Raw genomic sequence first — 22,646 nt, forward strand, 5'->3', positions numbered from 1 at the left:
GACACTGGGCCATTCAGGTCCGAATCAAAGCAGTTTGGCCATCGCCGCATCGACGGCGGATTGCAAGTCCTTGCCTCGATCTTCGCCGGAGGATTCTGAACCCTCACCGTCGGAATTTGCCGTGGCGATGCTGTTCAGGACATCGTCGCCGAGGTTGGAGTTCGCACCGGAAACCAACTTTTCGTTCTCCGAAAGGATCTCGAACAGTGGCTCACCCGCGGCGGGATCCGAACCCGTTGAGGTCGACAATCCTGTCTGGGCAGTGACCGTTGATGCTGCGGAAGTTGCCACGATGGACTCGCCGGCCGGTTCGCCATTGCCGCTGGCATCGCGACGGTTCAGTTCGTTGATGACTTGAAGTGCATCCAGCGAACTGATGCGAAGGTCACCGCTGACATCGTAGTAACGTCCAGGTTGCGAAGCGTCTGGCCGACCGTTGTCACCCTGAGTCACCACGAGATCTTCTGACACCGTTGGGGTGTAGTCCGCAGGGAAGGACGAGAATCGGTTCAAGTGGTTGATGATCAGCAAAGCGTCCAAAGCGGAAACTTGGCCATCGTCGTTTACGTCGGTGTTCAAGTCAGGGTTTTGCAGGCGGCTGGTTACCACTTGCAAGGTGACCGTTGCCAAACCACTTCGTCGTCCTTCCTGATCAGCGATCGAGTAGTCAAACGTATCGCGTCCGGTGTAACCCGTTGCAGGGATATAACGCAGGGTCCCATCACCAACATTTTGGATCTCACCCGCCAGTGGTTGGCGTTCGATCTGAACGGAACTGAAGTCCAGCCCATCCGCATCTTCAAAGTTGTTGGCGATGTTGATGATGATGGATTCGTTCAGGAATCCGGTGCGAACGGTATCCGTTCCCGCCGGTGCAGCGTTCGGACTGATGGTGACCGTTTCTTCCGCGCTGAACGTTCCTTGATCGTCCGCCACGATGTAACGGAATTCGTCGTTGCCCGGGAAGTTCGTGAACGGCGTGTACGTGATCGTTCCCGCATTCGGGTCAATGGTCACGCTACCGAACGCCGGTTGCTTGGTCACCGTCAACGAAGCCGGGTTGATGGACCCGTCCACATCGACATCGTTGTCCAAGACTCGGATGACGGTGCTTCCAGGGCTTTGCAACGTTGGCACATCGGGTTCTGTGACCGGACCGTCGTTGACGCCCGAGACACTCGCTGAAACCAAAACGGAATTGCTGGTTCGAATCGGAGTCGCTGCGGCACCGGCGCGGTCCGCGACGGCGTAAGCGAACGAATCATTCAGCGGTGCCGAGTTTGGCGTCAGTGCTTGCAATTCAGCGGATACGGTCGGATCGTAAGTGATCGTTTGTGTCACCGGGTCATAAGTGACCAACGCCCCACGCAACGAGAATTGCGGTGAGTTCATCACGATCTGCAACTCGTCAGGATTCGCGTCGTTGAGGTCAACATCCGCGTCGTTGGCGAGCAACTCAGCAGCCGAAATGACTCGGATCGTGTCTTCGTTGGTGCTGAAGAAGTCAGGTGCAGGAGCGGGGAAATCGTTCACGGGTTGGATGTTGATCCGCAACGTGACCGGAGCACCCGCCAAGCCTTCGCTGTCGCGAGCAACCACTTGCAGATCCACTTGGCCGTTGGCATTCGATGCTGGAGTGAAGCTGAGAATGCCGTTTGGCGAGATCTGAGGTTGTCCCGTTTCGGTGAACAAATCCGCGTCCTCGGGGTTCACGGTCGTGACCTCGAACGTGACGGACTGAGTGGATTCATCAATCGGACCAGGCGAGATATTCGTGGCCCATTGAGTGGTAAACGGCCCACGATCCTCTTGCACCTGAACCGTTGGTCCAGCGGTGAAGGTTGGTGCGTCGTTGACCGGATCCACCGTGATGGTGAAGGTGCGAATGGTCGACGCGTTGATGTCACCGTTGCCGCTGTCGTTCGGTCCTTCGTCGAACAGTTGCACGGTGAAGGTGGCCGAACCGTTGAGGTTCTCGGCGGTGGTGTACATCAACGTCGCATTGCCATCGGCGTCAATCGATGCCGTCGGCGGGCTGACGAACAGCTCAGGGTTGTTGGAGGTCTGAATGATCTCGAAACGCAGCGGCTGTCCATTGCCATCGCCGATTTCATCATTGGCACCGGGAGGTCCGGCTTGCACGTTGGTCGCCCAGTTCTCAATCACGACGCTTCCGTTTCCGCCACCGTCGTTTTGGTCTTCGTCGCTGGTGACATCGCCCGCACCACTAAACTGCGGTGCATCGTTGACAGCGAAGACTTCGAAAGTGACCGTTCCCGAAGCGATGCGAGGCTCATCAATCGGAACGCCGTTGTTACCAACCGGGACGGTGACACCATCGTCGGTGACCGTGTAGATGAAGCTGTCGGTTCCAACAAAGTTCGCACGCGGCGTGTACTGGAATCGAGTGATCTCGCCGTTCTCTCGGATCGGCGTGAGTGTTCCACCCTCGGCCGTGGTCACCGGGGTTGGCGTGGTCAACGAGAGCGATTGGTTGCCACCTGGCGTGTTGTCCGCTGCCTCGTTGTCCGGACCGACATCGAAGACATCGAGCAAGCCTGGAGAAGTTCCATCGCCAGTGACCAAGACATCGAAGGTGCCGTCTTCCGACAACGAGAAATTCAACGGATTCGATCCGGCAGTGCTGAATTCATCTTTGATCGTTGGACGATCGTTCACTGGTTGCACATCGATGGTCAACGTGACCGGCAAAGACGATCGCAAGTCACCGCGGGTGCTGTTCTCTTGCTCGTTGGATCCAGGCAAGATTTCAGTCAACACGACTTCGAATTCGAAGGTGCCAAACACGTCGGCTTGTGGCTGGAAGGTCAACACACCGGTGTTGCTGATCTCTGGGCCTTGGATGAAGAAGTCTTGCAACTCGTCGTCCAGGAAGGACAGCGTTTTTACGGTGAATTGGACTTCTTGTCCGTTGATGAAATCGACTTCATCGAACGCACTCAGTGGTGGGCCCGCCGCGATTCCAACGGCGAAGTTGTTGATCCGTTGAGGAGCTCCATCTTCGGCGACTTCGTATTGCAGCGTGTTGGCAACGAACTGAGGTCGATCGTTGACGGGGTTGAGATTCAACTGAACGATCGAAGTCGAGCGACGTCGGTCCTGGATCAGTGTTCCCGTGTCGGTCGAGTAGGTCTCGCCATCACCTGGGAAGTCATCACGAACTTCAAACTCGAACGAGTCAAACGGGTTGCTCGGATCGACCGTGTTGTTGAAGTCCACCGGAGGCGTGTAGTTCAAGCCGATCAGCTGATTGCCTTCGAACCTCGGCGTCAGGGTTCCACCCAACGCGGTGCGGTCCGGGAAGTCGAACAGCTCGAGTTGTTGTGGTCCGCCGATTGGGAAGCCGACGTTCAACGATTGGGCTTCGTTGTCCGCACCCACCGTGTAGATGTCCAACAGACCAATGCGTTGGTAGGAACCAACTTGCACCAAGGCTTCTGGAATCGCGCGGCTAAGCGGAATGAAGTAGTTGCCCGTTGTGACCGCGTTGGCCGGATCGCTGCTGCCGGTTGGCTGCGTGTTGTCTTCGCGAAGCGTGTACTGAATCACGGCTTGGTCGTTGAAACCGTCGCCGTCCGTGTCGGTGATTCCGCTGATCGCATAGGCTTCATCCGGATCGTTCGGCACCGAATCACCGGTCAGTCCGTCGCGAATGCGAGGAGCATCGTTGACCGGACGCACGTTGACCGTGAAGGTGGTCGCCGGAATTTGCGAAGGAGCGATGCCGCTTTCGACTGGATACAGCTCGAACGTGGCCTGACCAACCTTGTCGGGGTTGGGAGCCACGGTCAGCGACGCTTCGGTTTCACCGCCCACGTAGTTCACCACAGGCAAGCCATTGAGCACACCGTTGGGGTCGGCGACCAAGCGGACTTCGAACCCGGTGACGATTTGTGCCAGCAGTTCGTCGGATGCCGTCGATGTGGCCGAGAAGATTTCGGTCAGGAAACCAGGGACGGTCGTGGTCGACAGGTCATCGCGTTCCAACACATCGACCGTGTTCAGATCGTTGTTGAAGACCGGAGGGTCGTTCACTGGATCCACGGTGATGGTGATGGTGCCAGCCGCGATGGACTGACGAATGTCACCCACGTCTTGTCGCGTTTGAGCGGGCGAATCGATGCGGGTGAAGGCATCGTCTTCGATCGTGTAGAGCAACAATTCACGCGAGGCAAACGGCAGTTCGCTGTTGTAGTTTTCCGCCGGATCAAACGTGACGCCACTGAAGTAGCGGCGGTCTTGTCCATTGACCTGAACGGTTTCCACGGTGAACGTGTAGGCTCCGCCGGCATCGCTGTCGATCGTGGCCGTTGTGGCTCCAGCGGGAACCGAGTTGATGTTGATCGCATTCCCGTTAGGAGTCGAGAACGAGATGATTCGGAGCGATTGTTCGTTCTCGTTGAACGGTGCCCCCAATCGGTTGTCGAACATGCCGCTTGCGTCGGCCAGTTCACCCATTCGGATCGCCGAGATCAACTGCAGCGAGACCAGTGATTGGCCGCTTGGAGTTCCCAGTGCACCGGTATCCGCCAATGCGGCGACGCCTTGAGCACGCAATTGTTCTTGCAGTGTCGTTGCAACGGTATCGGCTGAATCACCGACCGTGAACGGAACGATCACATCAGCACCCGCCGAAGGTTGTCCCGAAAGACTGAATTCGACGACATGAACCACGCCAGCCACATCCGAGATCGTGAACCGTTCGCCGTCGATCAAACGGTCGCCGGCTGGAACCAGAATATTGGTTCCATTCAGTGTGATACTGGTCGGCGACAAGGATCGCGACAGGGTATCCGAAGTTCGCAGGGTGACCATGTTGCCGTTGGCGAAAGCACCGATGTCCAGCGAACGCAGGACCGCGGCCAAATCGGTCGCGACGTCATCAATGGATCCGGCTGGATCGTATTGTACGACCGCGTCATTGCCTGCACTGAGGTTGCCAGTGGTGTTTAGCTCGATCCGACGAACCACGTTGTTCTCGTCAGTCAGGCTGAACGATTGACCGCTGACCAAATCACCGATCACTGGCAAGACAATGTCGGTGCCGTTGAACGTGATCGCGGTTCCCGTCACATCGACCGAGGTGATGTCCACCAAATCAACTTGCCACGATGTCAGCGTCACCGGTGTGGCGGTGACGCCGCGGCTGGTTAAAGCGGCTTCCAAAGCGGCAGAGATTTGTGCTCGTGAATCGGAGGCAGTGTATTGCACGAGTACAGCATTTGGATCACTGAGCGTCGTTCCGGTGCGGAACTCGGCGACAACGGTGGTGCCATCGGTCAGTTCAACAATCAAGGCATCGCCGGACTGGATTCCGCTTCCGGCTGGAATGATGACATCGGAGCCATCTGGAACCAAACCGGTGCCCGCTCGGTTGACGCTGAGCTGAGCCACGTTGTCCATGCGGATGCGGAATTCTTGTTGCGTTCCCGCTGTCTCAACCGCACCGAAGCCAGCTTGTAACATCGCGTCCGACAGAGCGTTGGCAACTTCTTCGGCGGTGTCGGAGTCGCTGATCGATACAGCAATGCCATTGTTGATCAGTACCGATCCGGTCTTCGTGAAGACAAATCGTGATGGCGTTCCTGTGCTGTCGGTGAGTGTCACCACTTCACCGTCTTGGATCAGACGACCTTCTGGAACGGTGACGCGACCGGCAGCCGAGTCCACGACAACGGCGTTTTGACCCGCCACGAACGCCAGTTGACCGGCGTCTTCGAAGGTCACTGAATCTCCGTTGAGAGTTCCGCCGAATCCGACCGAGCGAAGCGTCAACTCCAATCGAGATGCCAGCACGTCTGCGGTTTCGCCATCAGTGAACTGGACAACCCGGTCGGTTCCAATCGATGGTGTTCCAGTGCTGTTGAATTCGATGACCACTCGACGACCATTCGCGGCCGTCAGGATCAACGTCTCACCTTCTCGCAACTGATCTGCGTCGGCCATCGTGACGCCAGCAGTGGTGGCCACGATCGCGGAAGGAGTCACGTTGACTCCGCTCAGGATTTGAACATCGCTCAGCGTCAACGCCGTGTCTTCCACGGTGCTCGCGAAGCGGTCGTACGCCACCGGTGCATCGTTGACAGGTTCGACGAAGATCGTTGCCGATTGCGTGATCGCGATTCCAGCCGGCGTGCGATTGCCACGATCCGTGTCATCGCTGACGTCGCCCACCGAGGTGTCTTCATTCACACCGCTATCGATTGCGGTGTAGGTGAATTCGATCTCGCCGTAGACGTTTGGAGCTGGCAGGAACGAGATCTCGTTGGTGTTGGTATCAAGGGTCAATGTCCCTTGAGTTGGATCCACCAGCGAAACACTGGTGACCATGACTGGTGCGTCATTGCCGTTGGCTCCATTGTTCTCGTCATCGGCACCAACGGGCCCAGCCATGTCGTTGCGGGTTAGGTAGGCCGTGGGGAAGACCAACAAGGTGTCTTCAGTTGGCGTTGGAACTGCTCCACCGAAGAAGCTGGTGTAATCCGTGTTCGGATCACCGTTTGCATCCGTCAAACCAACGTAGTCTTCGGCCAAGACTGGAGCGTCGTTTTGCGGGGTGACACGAATGCGTGCGACCGCGGGTTGCGAGATCGGCGAGATAGCGTCGAACTGATCGCGGACCCCGTTCCCGATTCCTAGCACATCGCGTTCGGGCTGAGTCAACGAATTGTTGAGGTTCGTCTCTAAGTCAGCCGGCAATTGCGAGATGCCGTTGTCGATCAATGTGAAGGTGAACGCGTCGACGGACAGACCACCGGCAACGGTGCCGTTGTCACTGTTGAAGTCTTCCGCTGGCGTGTACGTGATCTCTGTAATCCACTCATTCGTTGGATTGAAGAGAGCCGTTAATGTTCCGCCTTCTGGCGTCGGAGCGACGGCAAAGCGGTTGTCTTTGTTGATTGTCACACCACCGGCGGTGATCGAATGAACAAAGATGGTTTGGTTGTTCTCGTCCTGGACATCGGTGTCCGAACCAGGATTGAACTGAGCGTCCGCATCGGCAACCGCACCACGAATCAGATCGGATGCCGGGATGGTCAGCGGGTCGCCACCATTCGTGGCGGTCGCTTCCACCATGACGAACGATTGGTCCGTCGCACCGGGGGCATCATTCTCAGGAACGACATTGATCGTGACGGTGCCACAAACCGGAGGATCGCCAGGATCGACATCGCAATCGATGTTGCCCAGGTTCTGCTGGGTCGACAAACGGTAGGTAAACGTGTCGACGCCGTAGAAATCCGGGTTCGGGATGTAGCGGAAGCTGCCGTTCAGGTCATCGTCCGCATCGGTGTCGACCACCAATGTTCCGTTGGAAGGTTCATCGACCACGAAGTAGCGAACCGGCAACAACTGCCCGGCGCGGTTCGCGGGACTGATCAGCCCCTGCGATGCATCAACGCTGAGCGTCGCATCTTCGAACGCTGTGTAGGAACGTGGTTCTGGTTCAGGCAAAGGAATGGGCAAGACGGAGACCAGGTAGTCTTCAACTTCACCACCAATCGCAACGCCATCCGGACCGAGGTTGCCGGCATCGTTCACGCGGAATCGAGCCCATGTGTCGAATGGCAAGGTTCCCACGGACAGCGGCGTGGTGACGTTGACGATGTTGGTGCCAGTGGTCACAGGCACATTGGACAGAACGTGCTCGTCCTCATCAAAGGTTCCACTACGGTCGAAGTCGATCCAGCCATTCAGTAGACCGCCACCCACAACATCGACGGCGATGTCCGTGCCGGCTTCGTCGAATGGGTTGAGGAAGCCCAGAACCTGATCCGCGTTCAGCGATGTCAAGACTTGGCCACCAGCACCGGGTTCACCAAAGACGCGGTAGAAGTTCAGACCGTCGTCGAATCGAACGATCGAAACACCGTCTTCGTCGTCGATTGCACGAACTCGGATGCCTTCCGCATTGGTTGGGTGAGTCAACGCATCGACTCCGCCACCGGTGAAATCCAGTTGAGGCCGAATCGCGGTGAGCAATGCGATCTCGATTTCTCGCAGCGTGTTGTTCGTGTTGAACAAGACCGGAATGTTTCCGGGCGATGGGTTGGTTGCCGCGTCCAAAAGCTCGAACGTGAAGGTTTCCGTTCCGACCACCAGTTCGATGGTATCGCGGACCGTTGGCATCGCGGTGATTTCGATATCGATGATGTCCGTTCCCAAGGTGATCGAAACCGCTGCGGAAGCGGTGGATGCTGAGATCGGAATCGTGACATCATCGCCAATGACATCGTTGGTTGCCGAATTGGACGGTGTGCCATCGGCTTCGGTATCGATGCTCGCACCCAACTGGATGGAGCTGCCATCGTTAACGACCGCATGCCGCGCACCGTTTCCAGGAATGCTGCTATTCAGCGGGCTTTCGAGCAACGTGCCATAGCTTGCCGGTGCATCACCGAAGTCGAAGCGGACTTCTGGCATGATGATGGTGAATCGAGTCTCATCATTAATTCGCGTTTCTCGAACGGGATTGCCAGCGATATCAGAGACCGCGGGGATGCTCAGGCCGTTCGCATTAACCACGCCATCGCCGGTGAACTGCGCTGAGACCGAGTTGGCTCCATCGATCAGCAAGGTGCCTCCACCGGGAGCGAAAATTTCCAGGCCAAGGTTCGCGTTGAGGATCGTTCGTTGCAACGTTGCCGCAACCGACGCTTCGCTGAAGTTTGCGGACGGCAAGAAGTCAACCGGAACTGCTCCGCCGCTGATACCACTTTGGGTCAGTCCGCTGGTGCCGGTGGTGATGGTCGTCACCGTTCGCGTTTCGCCCAGGGCAACCATCGCGGAGGCTTCGTTCAATTGGATCGAAGTGCCATCGACGTTGGGTGACAATTCGTCTGGGTAAACCGCACCGATAACGGCAGCGATCTTGCCGGCAAGTGTTGCCGCGTCATCGCCCGCTGTGATCAGGATCAAACGATCCGCGCTGGTCATGGAAGCATCGGTGGTGAACCGGAAGGTGGTCGCCACTCCGCCAACATCCAAGCTGAACGTCGTGCCGTCAACGTCGCTACCGGTGCGGCCATTCGGCACGGTCAACGACAACGAAGCGGTGACGCCGGGAGCCCCGTCTCGCGAAAGTTGCGAGTTGGTGATGTCGAGGACATCGCTCGTCAAACCGCCGAGAAGGACGCTGCCTTCGCCGGTCGCTTGAGCCGCGTCCAAACCAAGTGCAACACCACCGACCGCGTTGACAATCGACTGAGCAATTTCGTCAGGCGTGTCGGTTCGCGAAATCGGAACCTGACGCATGGTGTCGGTTTCGACGAACGAATTGCTGTCGTCAAAGACGAATTCGACGGTGGTTCCGTTGCTGGTGTACGTGAAGCTTTGGCCGGATTCCACACCCGCGTTGGTTCCAACCAACTCCATGCCAGAGAAGCCGGTTCCCAACGTGACTGTGTGACCGGAAAGCACGCCCAGTTGGATCGAATCGAATCCAATCGCGCGAGGTGCAAGGTCCAGTCCAGCTTGGACAGAATTGATGGCTGCCAAGATGCGGTCGCGGATGTCCGCGATGTTTCCGGCACCTGCCAACTCGATGGCAACATTGCCCGCTGCGGTGGATCCTGTGAGGTTGATCTCAAAGCTTTGGCTTGATCCGTCCGGCGCGGTGATCGTGAAGACGTCGCGGTCTTGGAAGCCAGTGGTGACGTCCAGGATTCGCAACATCGAGGTTTGCGGAACCGTGATGGACGTGCCGCTTTCAAACTCAAAAACAGTTTCCCGTCCAGCCGAGTCAACCACGGTGACCTGATCGCCATCCGCGATTTGGTCTCCACTAACCGCATCAAAGGAGATACGGGGTTGGTTGTTCAGTGTGATCTCGTAAACCGCATCTTGACGCCAAAGACCAGCCAGTGGGGTCAAGCGAATGGTGCGGCTGTTGGCGCTGTAACCGAAGGTGAAGTCTTGGTCGGGCAACAGTCGTCGACCATTTTCGGTCAACAGGACCGAGTCCACGGTAATGGTTTCCGGATCAGGGCCGGTTCCCGATGGATCCACCAATTGAATCTCGAAGAACTCAACGGTTTGTGTTGGGTTTGTCAGACGAACGAACGAAGATCCCGGGTCTGTGTCACCACTGTTGACGTTCTGCGAGGCAGCTTCCACTCCGTCCGCATCAAACGGATTGATCAGCAATGCAACAGGTCGTCCATCATCCGCGCGGTCGAGTGCACCGCGGTCAATGAAGACGTTGGCACCGACACCACCAGACGAATTGGATTGTCCATCAACACGAGGTTGACCATAAGCGTCAAACGAAGGTGCGATGATCGGCGAGGCTGCAATTCCAACTGGATTCTTCACCGTGTTGAAGAAGTTGTTACGGTCTGGGAGCGACGCGAATGAGCTGTCGATGATCGGGCTGTTTTCGACCGGGATGAAGATCGAACGAGACGGGTCTTGGAAAAGAGCCGTTCCGTCTGGAATGACAATCGACGAACTGGCAATCGGCAACGTCGAGTCGGTGTTGTTTTCGTGGAATGCGTTACCGCCCACGACCGTGTTACCAGATGTCACCGTGTCGACTTGGATACCAACATCAAATCCAGAGATGACGTTGTTCAGCAATGTCGGGTTGGCGCGACCATTGACCGTGATGCCGTCGCCACTGCCTTGGTTCACGACTGTGTTATTGACGATTCGGCCGAACAGGTTGGGTGCGGGGCTCTCGCCATCATCGAAGGTTCCGCCACCGAACAGGATGCCGCCAGTGCCGGAGTTCGAAACCACGTTGTTGATAATCACCGCCCCAGGGACCAATCCGGTCGGATTCTCATTGCGAAGCAAGCGAGCCGAACCTGGCAATGTGTCCTGCGTGACACCGTTGGACGTGTTGCCTTGCCCACGATCGCCAAGCGTCGCGGAGATGCCGTAGTTCGATGAGTCACTGATAATGTTGCTGCTGATGATGATCTGACCTTGATCATCCGTTCGGTTCACATCCGTGGTTCCGAATTGGTAGTCCACCATCAACACATCGCGATCCGGGATGCGAGCCGAAGCCGCCGCGTTCGGACGGATCGTCAATTGGTATTCACCGAATTGCTTGTCGATCTCGCTGACTGGTCCGCCACCGAAGAGAGCATTGCTGCTAATAACCACATCGTAGAACCCATTGGTCGGTGCAGTGAATGTCAGGAATGCGCCACCGAGGGTCTCGCCCGGAGCAGTCGAAGGCAAGAAAGAGGAACTTCGAACCAGGTTCGCGTTGAGATCAAAGTCTTGACCGGAAGCCAGCACCGAAATCACCGGCAGTCCGAGCGTATCGCCCGCCTTGGTGAATCCGAGCGTGTCCACGTCGATGTCAACCGATTGATTCGCTGAGAGATAGATACGAACAGAGTCGTAATCCAACAGCGGGTTGGACGAAAGAATGGTCAGGTCATCGACCACGTTGCCGTCCGACACACCAACGTTGACGGCATCACCAATTTTTCCAACACCGACGAAGGTGTCTACGTCGCCGTTGACGAAGCCTGTCACAGAGGATTGTGCCGTTTGATCCCCAAAGTTGACGTATTCAACCGTGTCTTCATCGTGGTCAACGATTGCGATTCGTCGGCTGGTGGCATTGCTGCCGTGCGTCTCCTCAGCAACCAAGTCCATTTTGATGAAGCGTCCACCACTCGGGTTGACCGAGATGGCATCGCCGAACAGTTCCACGCGAGTGGAATTGGAGGCGCCTTGTTCCGCACCGTCCGCATTCGCAGCGGTGATATTCAACACGTTCTGGACTTGCGGCGAGTTGATCGCGTTGCGAATTGCTCGTGCAACGGCGGCCGGATCGGTGCTGCTCGGATCGAATGGAACTCGGACGTGTCCGGTTTCAACGCCGTTTGTATCTAGAATGCTGTCAAATTCAAACGTGAGTTGATAGGTGCCATCGTCGAGCACAAAGGTGTCACTTTCGGTGACAGTCGAATCCAGGCTGGTGCCGACATCAATCAAGGTGTTGCCAGCGGGAGCGATGAGAGTCACCGCGCCATCGACCAAGCGATCGTTTGAATCGAATGACCGTCCCAACCCAAAGTCTTCGTTCAACTCCAGATTGATCGGGTCGTAGTCTTGAGGCACTCCGTATTCGTCTGCCGTGCGGATCTCCAGAGAGTACGGACCGACCAACGTTTCGTTTTGACGTTCGGGTTGTTCTGCTTGCGGATGTGAGTCCGGCAGGAATGAAGGATCAAAGACGTAATTGGTGTTGCCCACTGGAGCGTTGATGACCATTTCGCCACGTTCGGCCAGACCAATGATGATGTCATCGATGTAGACACCTTCCACTTGGTTGTCATCAGCACCAGCGGTGCGGATTTGGCTGGTTGCATAACCTGACGACGCAGACAAGCCAAACTCGTCACCAGGCATGGCGATTGCGCCAGGCCCGAGGATTCCACCGAGCCCCTCTGGTTGACTCAGACCATACGAGCCAATGTCGAGCGCGATAGCGTCATACAATCGCAAGGTGTCGCCACCGTAGATTGGGTACTGATCAGCAGACGCAATTTGATTGAAGCCGGTCGCAGCCGACGCGATTCGGCCAAAGCCCTCCGCAAATGCTTTTCGCAATTGTAGGGCCACTTCGTCACCAGTTTGATCGACAGAAACCAGGATCGGAGTGGGCCGCGTGTCGAACGGGCTGTTGATATCTGGATCAACGGACGACTCGTACGAGACAACCAAAGAGTTCGCATTGGAAAGTTCAACCGATTTTGCATTCAGCAAGTGAACCTCACGGTTGTTCACGATGATCGGTTGCAACTCTGGGTCGAGAGCACTGACGACCCTCTGAGCGAGTTCTTCCGCCGTGTCATTGACGTCGTAGAAAATTTCGGTCGGTGAGGCGGGCGGCGTCGTGACAAATGTGTACGACTGCTCGTTCAGTGTGAACGGATCATCTTTGCGGAATACGGTGAAGGATTCGCCTGGAACAATCTCGCTGCCTTTCGGCAAGGTGATTGGAACCGAATAGGTCTGGATATCCGTTTGAACGAAGCTGGTAACGGTGGTTGACGAGGTCAGAAACACAAAATTGATGTTGCCGGCCAAGCGGAAACCATCATCGTCTTGGTCCAGGTAAGCCTGGAAGTTGTTTGACTGTTCGTTCAACGCCCGAACGATATCCGTCGCAACTTCTGTCGCTGTCGAGGTGCTGTTGAAGTAAACCAAGATGTCACCTGGGTTCGGCACACTGAGCCCTTCTCGAACCAGAGTGACTGTGGTGCCAAAACCGAAGTTGGCGAAGAGGTTGATCTCTTCGCCATGGTGCAACAGATCACCAGTCGGCAAATCGATGTCCCAGATCAGGCTGGTATCGGTGACCGCATTGGTCGTGACGGAGGTCCCGCCGTTATTTGATGTGACACTGGTGCCTGCAATCGACAGGACATTGCCGTTAACCACCGCACTGAAGCGAGCTGGCAAGTCCTCGAAGATTCGACGTGCGAGCGTGGAACCGGCCGTGCCCGCGTTGTCATCGGAGAATGGAATGAAGCCATCACCAACAACATCAGGAGCATCACTGTCGACGAATTGAACGGTGTATGAGAAACCGTCCGGGTCAACAAACGTTAGCTGTTCATTGTTCGCGATCGACGCGCCAGCTGGGATGGTGACTTCGATTCGAGCTTCGTTGGCAACCTCTTGCGCGACCGTGATGTTGGTCGGGGCCGGAACGAAATCCAACGTGGTGGCATCGTTCGCAAAGACCAGGTCTCCGGTCGACGTCACGTACGCTTGTGTATTGCGCGGCAGTTGTTCGAGGATCTTTTCCGCGATATCGGCCTTCGTGTCTGTTGGGGCAACAAACACTTCGCCTGGGAAGAATGTGGCGGGGGCCACTGAATTGTCCACATTCGTGTAGACCAACGTCGTCACCAAGTTATCGGGGCCGGTGACTTCGATTTGCTCGCCGACTTCGAAGGTGGTTGCAGTCGGCACAATCATCCGCGAGAGATTGGCTTCAATTTCGACTGGCGTGGCCTGTCCGGCGGCGATGTTCCCATCGACTAGAACGCTACTGGCGGCTCGGAAACTCACTCGCCCATTTCCGTCGAAGTAAGGGGCGAGCAGCGAATCGACCGATGCGACCACCGTTCGCGCCACTTCATCCCGCGACATGCCGACATTGAAGACGACTTCGTTGAGCGGTTTGGGGGTTGCGGATGGAGCGGCCACGAATGTGATCGCGACGGGGCCTTCCGGACCGTTGACAATCAGCTCATCACCAATCTCCAAATCGGCTCCGGATGGGAAAACCACATCACGACCGAGGATCGTTTCGTACTGGAAGTTGTAGCGACTGTTGAAGTCATCCAGGTTGAAGAAGATCTGTTGAAGTTCTGGGTCTTGGAAAGCGACCTGGAAGTCAACAAAGCTGTCAGCACCCTGAAAAGAAATGACCTCGCCATCTTCTAAATTCTTCCCCGCGGTTCCGCTGACGTTAATGGACCCAAAATGAGTCCGCATCGAACCTGCGGTGGAGAAGTCGAATCGAATCTGAACGTTCTCGTTTCCGGCAAGCGACGAGACATCGACTCGAGCCTGACGCCAATCATTTCCGTCGTCGAACAATTCTTGGACGATAACGCCGGTTTCATTGAAGTAGTCGTATTCGTCAGCGTCAGCCAATTCGCGATAGTTGTTGTTGGTGGCCAACAATTTCCACTCACCGTCGTCTCCTGAGCCGAAGACACGGAAGGAATCGTTCTGGGCTCTTGAGGGTGTGTAGTCATCATCACCCTCAACATCGACGAAGTAGCTGAAGTACAGCGTCGGTTTGTCGGCTGCGTTGACCTCACTCAGATTGAATGGCTTCGAGACAATTGAACCTTGGCTGCCGCCAGGCGCGATTTGCCCGAGGTTGTCACCGTCGGCTCTTGCGATGGTGTTGTCATCGGCGTTTCCAGTGACCTCAAAACCGTAGTAAAGAGTTGAACCGCCAAACGTGCGAACACGCGTTTGTGACTCATCAGGATAGAGGCCTTGGCCGTCGTCGAGACGACGGTCTGGGCTAACGTGCCACGGATTGTTTTCCAAATTGCTGAAAGCAATCCCGGTGACGGTGCGTGAGAAATCGCCAACAGCCGAGCCGATGTCGAACTGCATCTGAATGGCAGAACGACCGTTGTAGAACACGTTGGCTGGACGGATTGATTGTCCATCCAGTTCGAGAGCATATAGCCAACCATCGGAAGTGGCCGCAAAAATCGTCTGCTGCAGTCGTCCACCTTCAACGCTCTGTGGACCGAAGGAAAGACTTTCAAATTGTGGGTAGGATTCGCCCGTGAACGGGTCGAAGCTGGCGGTGGTGTGATTCGGATCTGCAACGACTCGGCCATAGTAGGTCGTTTGAATCACACGGTTGTAGCCGGCCAGTTCGATGTTGTCCGTCGGCGCCGGAATTGTGTCGTTAGGACTGAACGTATGAATTCCGCCGAGGTCCGTCGCCGCCAAGAAGGTGTCGTTCGATAGAGCCCCATTAGGGATGTAGGCCATGCCTGTGATGTCACCACCATCAGCACCGGTGTCGTAGATAAAACCGGTATCGATCACGCCGTGCTCAACATCAGGCGACGTGGTTCCGTAGAACGCTCGGTAAGGAATCGTTCCGTCGAAATTGCGGTGTGCATTTGTGTTGGTGCTCCCCAGCGATGTGATCTGACCATTGGACGCAACGGCTTGATACAGCAGGTTGCGCGTCAGTTCGTCAGGGATCTCGCCGAACCGTCCGTTGTTGTCGCGTTCGCCGACCAGGAAGAAGCGTTCGTTGTCACTGACTGCCGATGTATTGATGCTGTTCCCGGCAGGGCCAGGTTGGAAAGCCATCGCGTGGATGTCGAGCTGAGCGTTGTCGTCTCCTTCAAGGTCCGTGCCGGCTTGATTGTTGCGTTGGAAGGTGATGCCATCATCACCGGCACTGCTGGCCGCACCGTTGAACGGACTGATGTTCAGGAAGTTGCCAACGTTTCCATTGTTTTCTTGTCCGCTCTGCGGACCGAGGCTGTAGGAGAACAACTCGCCGTCGCGACGGATTGCCAAGTCACCGGTGGGTTGACCGGATTGACCGATCAAACGCTCCACTTTGCCTGTGAACGGGTTCACGCTCAGAAGAACGCTGTTGTTGTTGCCGGTGATGGCACCATCCAGCGAAACGAACAAGCGGATGTCATCAAATGAGTACGGGACGATGGACGACTCATCAAAGACAGGTTCGACGACAGGGGCTTCGGCCGCATATTCGAAGATTCTCGATTCAAACTGGCGGTCAGCGATCACAGTCGCGCTGGTTCCAAACAGCGAGTCTTCCGCGATGCGGCGAACCGAGTTGATCGGCATCAAACGCGTCAGCGGACTTGACGTGTTCGGATTGAAGAATTGGTCCAGTGCTTGTGGCACGGCCACTTCACCCGAAACCGCGACGTAGTAGGTGCCTTCGGGTAATTCGACCGGTCCGATGTATGCGTCCAAAACGCCAGCGGATCCACCATCCAGATTTTCCATGTCGACACCGTTCAGCGGTCGACCCTGGTCGTCGGCGATGTTTGAATCACGGCTGTGCAGCACCAACTGTCCTGCCGCGTTGTAGACGGCGATGGATGTGTTCACCCGGCCCAACGCATCGGCATAGTCAATGTCGAAGGTTGCGGTGACGAAGCGGTTCTCACTGTCGAACACATCGGGCGAAATCTGTTGGGCAACCAAGTCCACTCGGTAGACATCCACATCTTCGATTTGGACGTCCAAATTGGTGGAATCGATGTTGCCAATCTCGCCAGTGATGACGAGAGCTCCTCGATCGGATGTCAGCAGATTGCCAACCGTTTGTGCACTGCCTGTGTTGAAACCGAGACGGTTGTTCTCGGTTTCGATCGTTCGTTCGTCGCCGCTGTTGCGATTGGCTGGGGTCGGATCGATGTAGCGGACCGCTTCCCCGACATCACCCACCAAAGGCGAGTGCAACGGAGCTCCGGAGACCGCAATCGCGTCGGTGGCGTAGCGGATGTCGGCAAGCTGAACTGTGGAGCCAGCTGTTTCATCGGTTTCACGCAGACGCAATGAAAGCTCGTATTGGCCTTCGGTCTTTTGGTTCAGTGTGCGAACGCGAACGAAGTAGGTGTTGTCACGCTGGGTGTCACCCGGCAACACAACACGGAATCCCGCATCCAACGAGTTGGGTGATTCGACGAATCCGTTGCCTGTGCGGAACAGCGGTCGGACGTCGTCCACCGAGACGCCATTGGGAAGGTTCGGGTTGACGTAGAGTTTGGATTGGTCCGTCGTGGAAACTTCCGCGTCAGACAGTTCGGAGAACGAATCGTTGCTGCTGGCAACCACGTCTTCGTTGACGTTGATCAATTCGACAACGGTATCCAGACCAAAGGAGGTCTCGTCGATGTCGATGAACAATTCCGTTCCACCCGTCGCGGTGAAACGAAAAACGTCTTGATCCTGAGGGGTCGCCAACGTGCCTCGAATGTTGAACCCGAGTCGTTCGTTTTCATCGCCGGCGTATTCATCGCGGGCCAAGTCACCAACGACTTGAGCGTCATCTGGGGTCGAGTTGACAGTGATGTCCGACGCGATGGCTCGTTCGTTTTCCAGAACGTAGGCAACGTTTCGGTCATTGATGTAAGGCAGTAACTGCAAACCTTGCCAATCACCGGCGGCCGGGTCGGTCGCATTGGCTGCCGTTTGCAACAGAGCGCGCCCATCGGGTGTGTAGCCCGCGCCCACTGTGACGTCGTTGATGCTGGTCAGAACCACTGGGTTGCCGGGCGTTCCGAGAACTTGCAGCGTTCCACCAATTCGATCTTCGATGTCCAGCGGTCGTCCGCTGCCGATCAGCGTTCCGTTGGGACCGAACTTCACGACCAAACTCTGACCAACGTCACTCTTGAGTTGCAATCCACCGTAGAAGTGATTGGTCATGCTGACGACGGAACCTTCCACGACGTGAACGATGTCGGTGTCGTCCCAAACACTGTCTGTCGTGATGATCTCGCTGCGCACTCGCAGTCCGTTCAGCTCGTTGAGGTCCAGCAAGTTGCCGGCGATCAACGGACCTTGGTTGTCCAGGTCGGTGGCGATGATGTCGCTGGGGCCGGTGGAACGGCCCATGTCCAACACGTCATCAAAGTTCAACGCATCGGGGTTGATGCTGATTGCTGCGCCTTCGTTGTCAGCGATGACATTGTTCAAGATGATGGGTTGGCTGCCACGAACGAAGATCACCGATTCGTCATTGAATCCGCGACCTTCACGAGTGCTGGTGTTGGCAAAGCCATCCGCGTTCCTTGTGAACGTGGAGTTCGTAACCCGCACATCAGCTTGCAGAATTTCGAGTGCATTGAATTCGGTGAATCCACCTTCAATTGGGCTGGTACCGCCCCCGTAGCGGATCTCTGCGAAGTCGAGGCTAGCCGTCGTGTCTTGACGGAAGACCAAACCACCCCAATCGCCGGGGGCACCGACGCTGGGACCGTTGTTGTTGCTGTCGAAGGTACCGCCGGCACCGTAGGTGTCGTCCGAACGCGAAGTGAAGATGACTTTGTTGCCATCGTTGCCTTCCGCGTAGAAGTCGGCACCAAAGGTGGCTTCGATGCGTGCCAACTCCGATTTGACAATGATGCCCGGATCGATTGACAAGCGAGCGTCGTATTGAGGCAGAAGCTTGGTGCCGCCATTGATATCGTTGCCCAACTTTTCGCCCAGCAAGCTGGTGGCCGCGAAGTCGACGATGCCTTGATCCACGAAGCTGGTTTCGTCCAGCATCAAGCGTGCGACCAAGATGTATTCGCCGGTATCGGGTGACGATCGATACAGGTTTCGCCCGACGAAGCCTTCCGCGGTCGGTGGCAGGTTGTTCAGGAAAATGCCGTCATTGCGAGCGACTACCTGCATGGTGCTCGCCTCGCTGGCCTTGCTCTCGCCACCGTAAGCGTCGACGTAGGTCATGCGGTAGTCGTAGGCTCGGTTTTCCTGCAGTTCGCTGGTGCCAACTGGTCCAGCGAACGTCGAAATCGCAATGCCGCTGAGATCTGGAGTTTGTTCGCTGTTGAGAATCCCACCGCGAGTCGTGCCATCGTCCACATAGAACGTGGCGCGGCGATCCAATTGGGTCACTAGTTCATAGCGAACCACCCCAGCCGGAGCAGAGAGATCCAATCGATACAAATTGCGTCCCGCGAATTCAGCCGGTGCCGACGGCAGGTTGCTCAAACGGACAGCGCCGGTTGTCGAAGCCACCGAACGAGTTGCCAAACTGGCCAAAGACTCATCGCCCTCTTTGGTGACGTAGGTCATGACATAGTCGTAGGTTCCGTCCGCCAGCGATCCGCCGGCGGTCGACGTTTGAACCGTCACGCTCAGTACGTCCGGCCGTTCTTCCAACAGAACCGGTCCACCGGGATTGCCCTCGATGGTCAACACTTCGCTGATGGCGTGGACGATGTCGTGATCGTCAAAACGTCCACTGACCGACATGGGCTGCAATTCGCCCGCGGCCGGTGTGTCGACTCGAACGAACAATCCGTTGATCGTGTTGTTGATCAACGTATTGCCGGCGATTTCTGGTCCGACACGTCCGTAGTCGCTGGTGAACGAAGCGACCGATTGATATCGCGGCGAGTGGAAGTTGGTCTCGCGGAAGCTGTCCGGATCGGCGCTCATGGCCGCATCCGCACTGTTCATGATGGTGTTGTAGATCAACGTCGGACGACTCTCTCGCATTTGCAGCGGAGTCACCACGGGCGCGTTGGTGTCGATCTTGCCACCGCCGTACTGCATGTTGGCATGCGAGACGTAGTCCAGGAAAATGCCTTCTGTTTCCCAGACGGGGCGACCTTCGGCGAAGTCAAAGTCGTTGCGGAACTCGATCCCAGCCCAGTGTCCCGTCGATGGAACGGTTGGAAGTGGGTTGTTGTCGATCCCGATGGTTGGGTCGTCAAAGCTGGTGAAGAAGACTTCCCCGGCATCCTTCGCAATTCCGTCGGAGTCGACCAGGATGGGTGTTCCCAAAACCTGCAAGGCAGCCAGCGATCGGTCCTCGTCAACCGACTCACTACCCACGCTGATCTTGGCGGTGCGAAGTTTCAAAATCGCCCCGGCGTCGATCATCACGGTGACGCCTTGAGGCACTTCAAAGACGTCGCCGTCATCAAGGGCTCGGTCACCGGTCCCGCCGCGTCCGATTTCGTAGGCGGGGTTATCGCCCACGGTAGAGATCATGTTGTCGGCACCGGCGCTGGGCAGCAAGCGAACAATGTCACCGGGTTCCGACAGCTCGAATGCGCGATCAACCGTGCGCACCGGTGCCGCGAAACTTCCGTCGTTGGTGTCGTCGCCGTCCGCGTCCTTCAAAACGTAAATGACTCGGGGCTCGTTGGCCGCAGAAACTTCGCGAGCTGTGCGGAACCAGAAGTTGAACTCACCGCCTTCGACATCATCCGCGTCGCCATCCAACCGCGATCCAGCGGTGTCGGTGATGGTGTTGTCGGAATCGGGTTTGAAGGTGACACGAAGTTGATAAGCACCTTCGGTTCGTCCACCGAGTGCGCTGCCTTCCACTTCGCCGTTGTAGGAATCATTTCCCGTGCTGCTGATGCCAAGCACATAGTCGCCCGCTGCAACGTCCACCGAAACCAGCGAGTCGTTGCTGAAGAAGTCGTCGTTCGAGGCGACCAACTCGTAACTGGTTGGATTGGATCCCGATGCGGGGACAACGCGGTAAAGCTGAATCAGCGTGTCCAGCAAGCTGCTGTCGTCCAAGCGTTGAGCGAAGGTTTCTGCGGTGATGCGGCCTTCCTCGGTCACGTTGAACGAGTAGAAGTCAACATCGTCGCTTTCCGGACGATGCAATGCTTGGCCGAGCGTGATGTCGCTTTGGCTAAGGAACTCAGGTTCGGTGGGCAGGTTCGGGAACGCATTGCCAGAGAAATCGGTGAACCCGACCGAATTGGGTTCATCCGGGCTGGATCCACCTGCCGCGACGCCATCGGGCTGTTCAAACAAATCACCGATGCCGATCACATTCCCGATGCCACGCAAGGCTTCGACAAACCAGCTCGGGCGAGAATCGGGCGACAACCCATAGCCATCGAACCACGGTTCACCCGCGTCCATCACCAACACGCCACGTGTCGGATCTTTTTCGTTGACTCGATACAGGCTATACGGAGTGCCTTCACCCGCACCCGTGTCGGCAGTCAGCACGACGGCTTGCAAGTCACCCGTGACGATCTGCAGACCGCTGTCTTCGGTCTCGACAAACTGGATGCCCATGCGTTTGGAATACAGGTCCAGGACTTCGCGCGCACGTTCCTTTTGAGCTTCCGTGATCGCGTTGGAAAGCTTTTGCCCTTGAGTGCCCGTGCCGTACAACTCCGCGAAGTTGTAAGGGTAGACGTTGATGCCTGTCGTGGTGTCGACTTGCTGCGTCAGTTGCCCTTCTCGGCGGTATTCACGCAGACCGGCGGCATCGTAAGCACCGGGCCAATCGGGAATGACGTCTTTGGCGGATCGAATCAATCCACCGTCGACCAACACACTTTGAGACGCGTTGCCAAACGTCGTTCCAAGTGACTGCGCATTGCTGAATGTATCGGGCAATTCGCTCGCGGTGATTTCGCTGGGTGCCGCTGGAATCGCGTCCCCGCGTCCGATTCGCAAACGGAACGTGCCGCTTCCGCTATTGGATTGTGGGCCTTGCAAGACATCCGTTCCGGAAACCACATCGGGCAGTTCCGAAAGATCGCTGTCAAAAGTCAACGTCGCACGATTCAGCGCTGGGTCGTACTCGACCAGAGTCGGGACGTAGACCGGATCGTCAGTGTTCTCCACCGTGTCATTGGTGAAGATCAACTTGTAGTAGTCAGGATTGACAACGGGCAGTTGCACGGCGTCCGTCGATCGGACGATGCCCGCGTTCAGGTTCGACAACGGGTCATCGTTGAAATAGACGTGCACCTCATCGCGAGCCTGCACACGCGTGTTGCCATTGAGCGACACGGGCTGCGGCACGACGGCGACGACCTTGGGACCGACTTCGATTTCAAAGTCGATGTTGACCGCGGGACGCTGTGGATCGTCCGGTTGAGCTGGCGTGACCGCTTCGCCCGATTCATTTCGCAACGCGACCACACCGTTGGTCGTGTCGTCGTAACCCGAGATCACAATGCGGTAGCGATCGTCGGACAGTGTTTCTGCAAAGCGTGCAACAACGACTCGGCCGCCGGTTTGGTCTCCCTCAAAACCTAAGAAACCGGGCTGAATCGGATTGTTGAAATCTTCGCTGTCGAACGTGCCGTCACCCCCGGCGGCAACAAAACGAATGCCGTCCAAAGTGCTGCCGTCGACTTGCGAACCACCGTCGAAACGGAACGTCAACTCAGACGGGGCGACGGACAGAACATTGTTGTCGTTCAGGTCAAATTGAGATCCGGTGTTGGCCGCCACGCTGACCAATCGGGGCCCACTGACAATTTCCGCTGCGAGCAATTCGCGTCGTTCGAGTGTTTGGTGGTGCAAACGGCGAGGTTGCGTCGAAGAACTGCCGCGTCGGCGAAGATTTCGTCGTTGGGTCATGGGTGACCGATGCCTTGCAGAATATGAATCAAAAA

The 22,646-nt window shown here is 56.6% G+C and carries 1 protein-coding gene; it reads right to left on the reverse strand.

Going from position 1 to position 22,646, the window contains the following annotated elements; genetic code table 11:
* Positions 1–24: 24 nt before the first annotated feature.
* Positions 25–22,611, reverse strand: a complete 22,587-nt coding sequence (locus tag LOC70_RS17035; protein WP_230255193.1) for a tandem-95 repeat protein — start codon at positions 22,609–22,611, stop codon at positions 25–27.
* Positions 22,612–22,646 lie beyond the last annotated feature (35 nt).

Origin of the sequence: Rhodopirellula halodulae, from assembly GCF_020966775.1 — a bacterium.
In the GTDB taxonomy this organism is placed as follows: domain Bacteria; phylum Planctomycetota; class Planctomycetia; order Pirellulales; family Pirellulaceae; genus Rhodopirellula; species Rhodopirellula halodulae.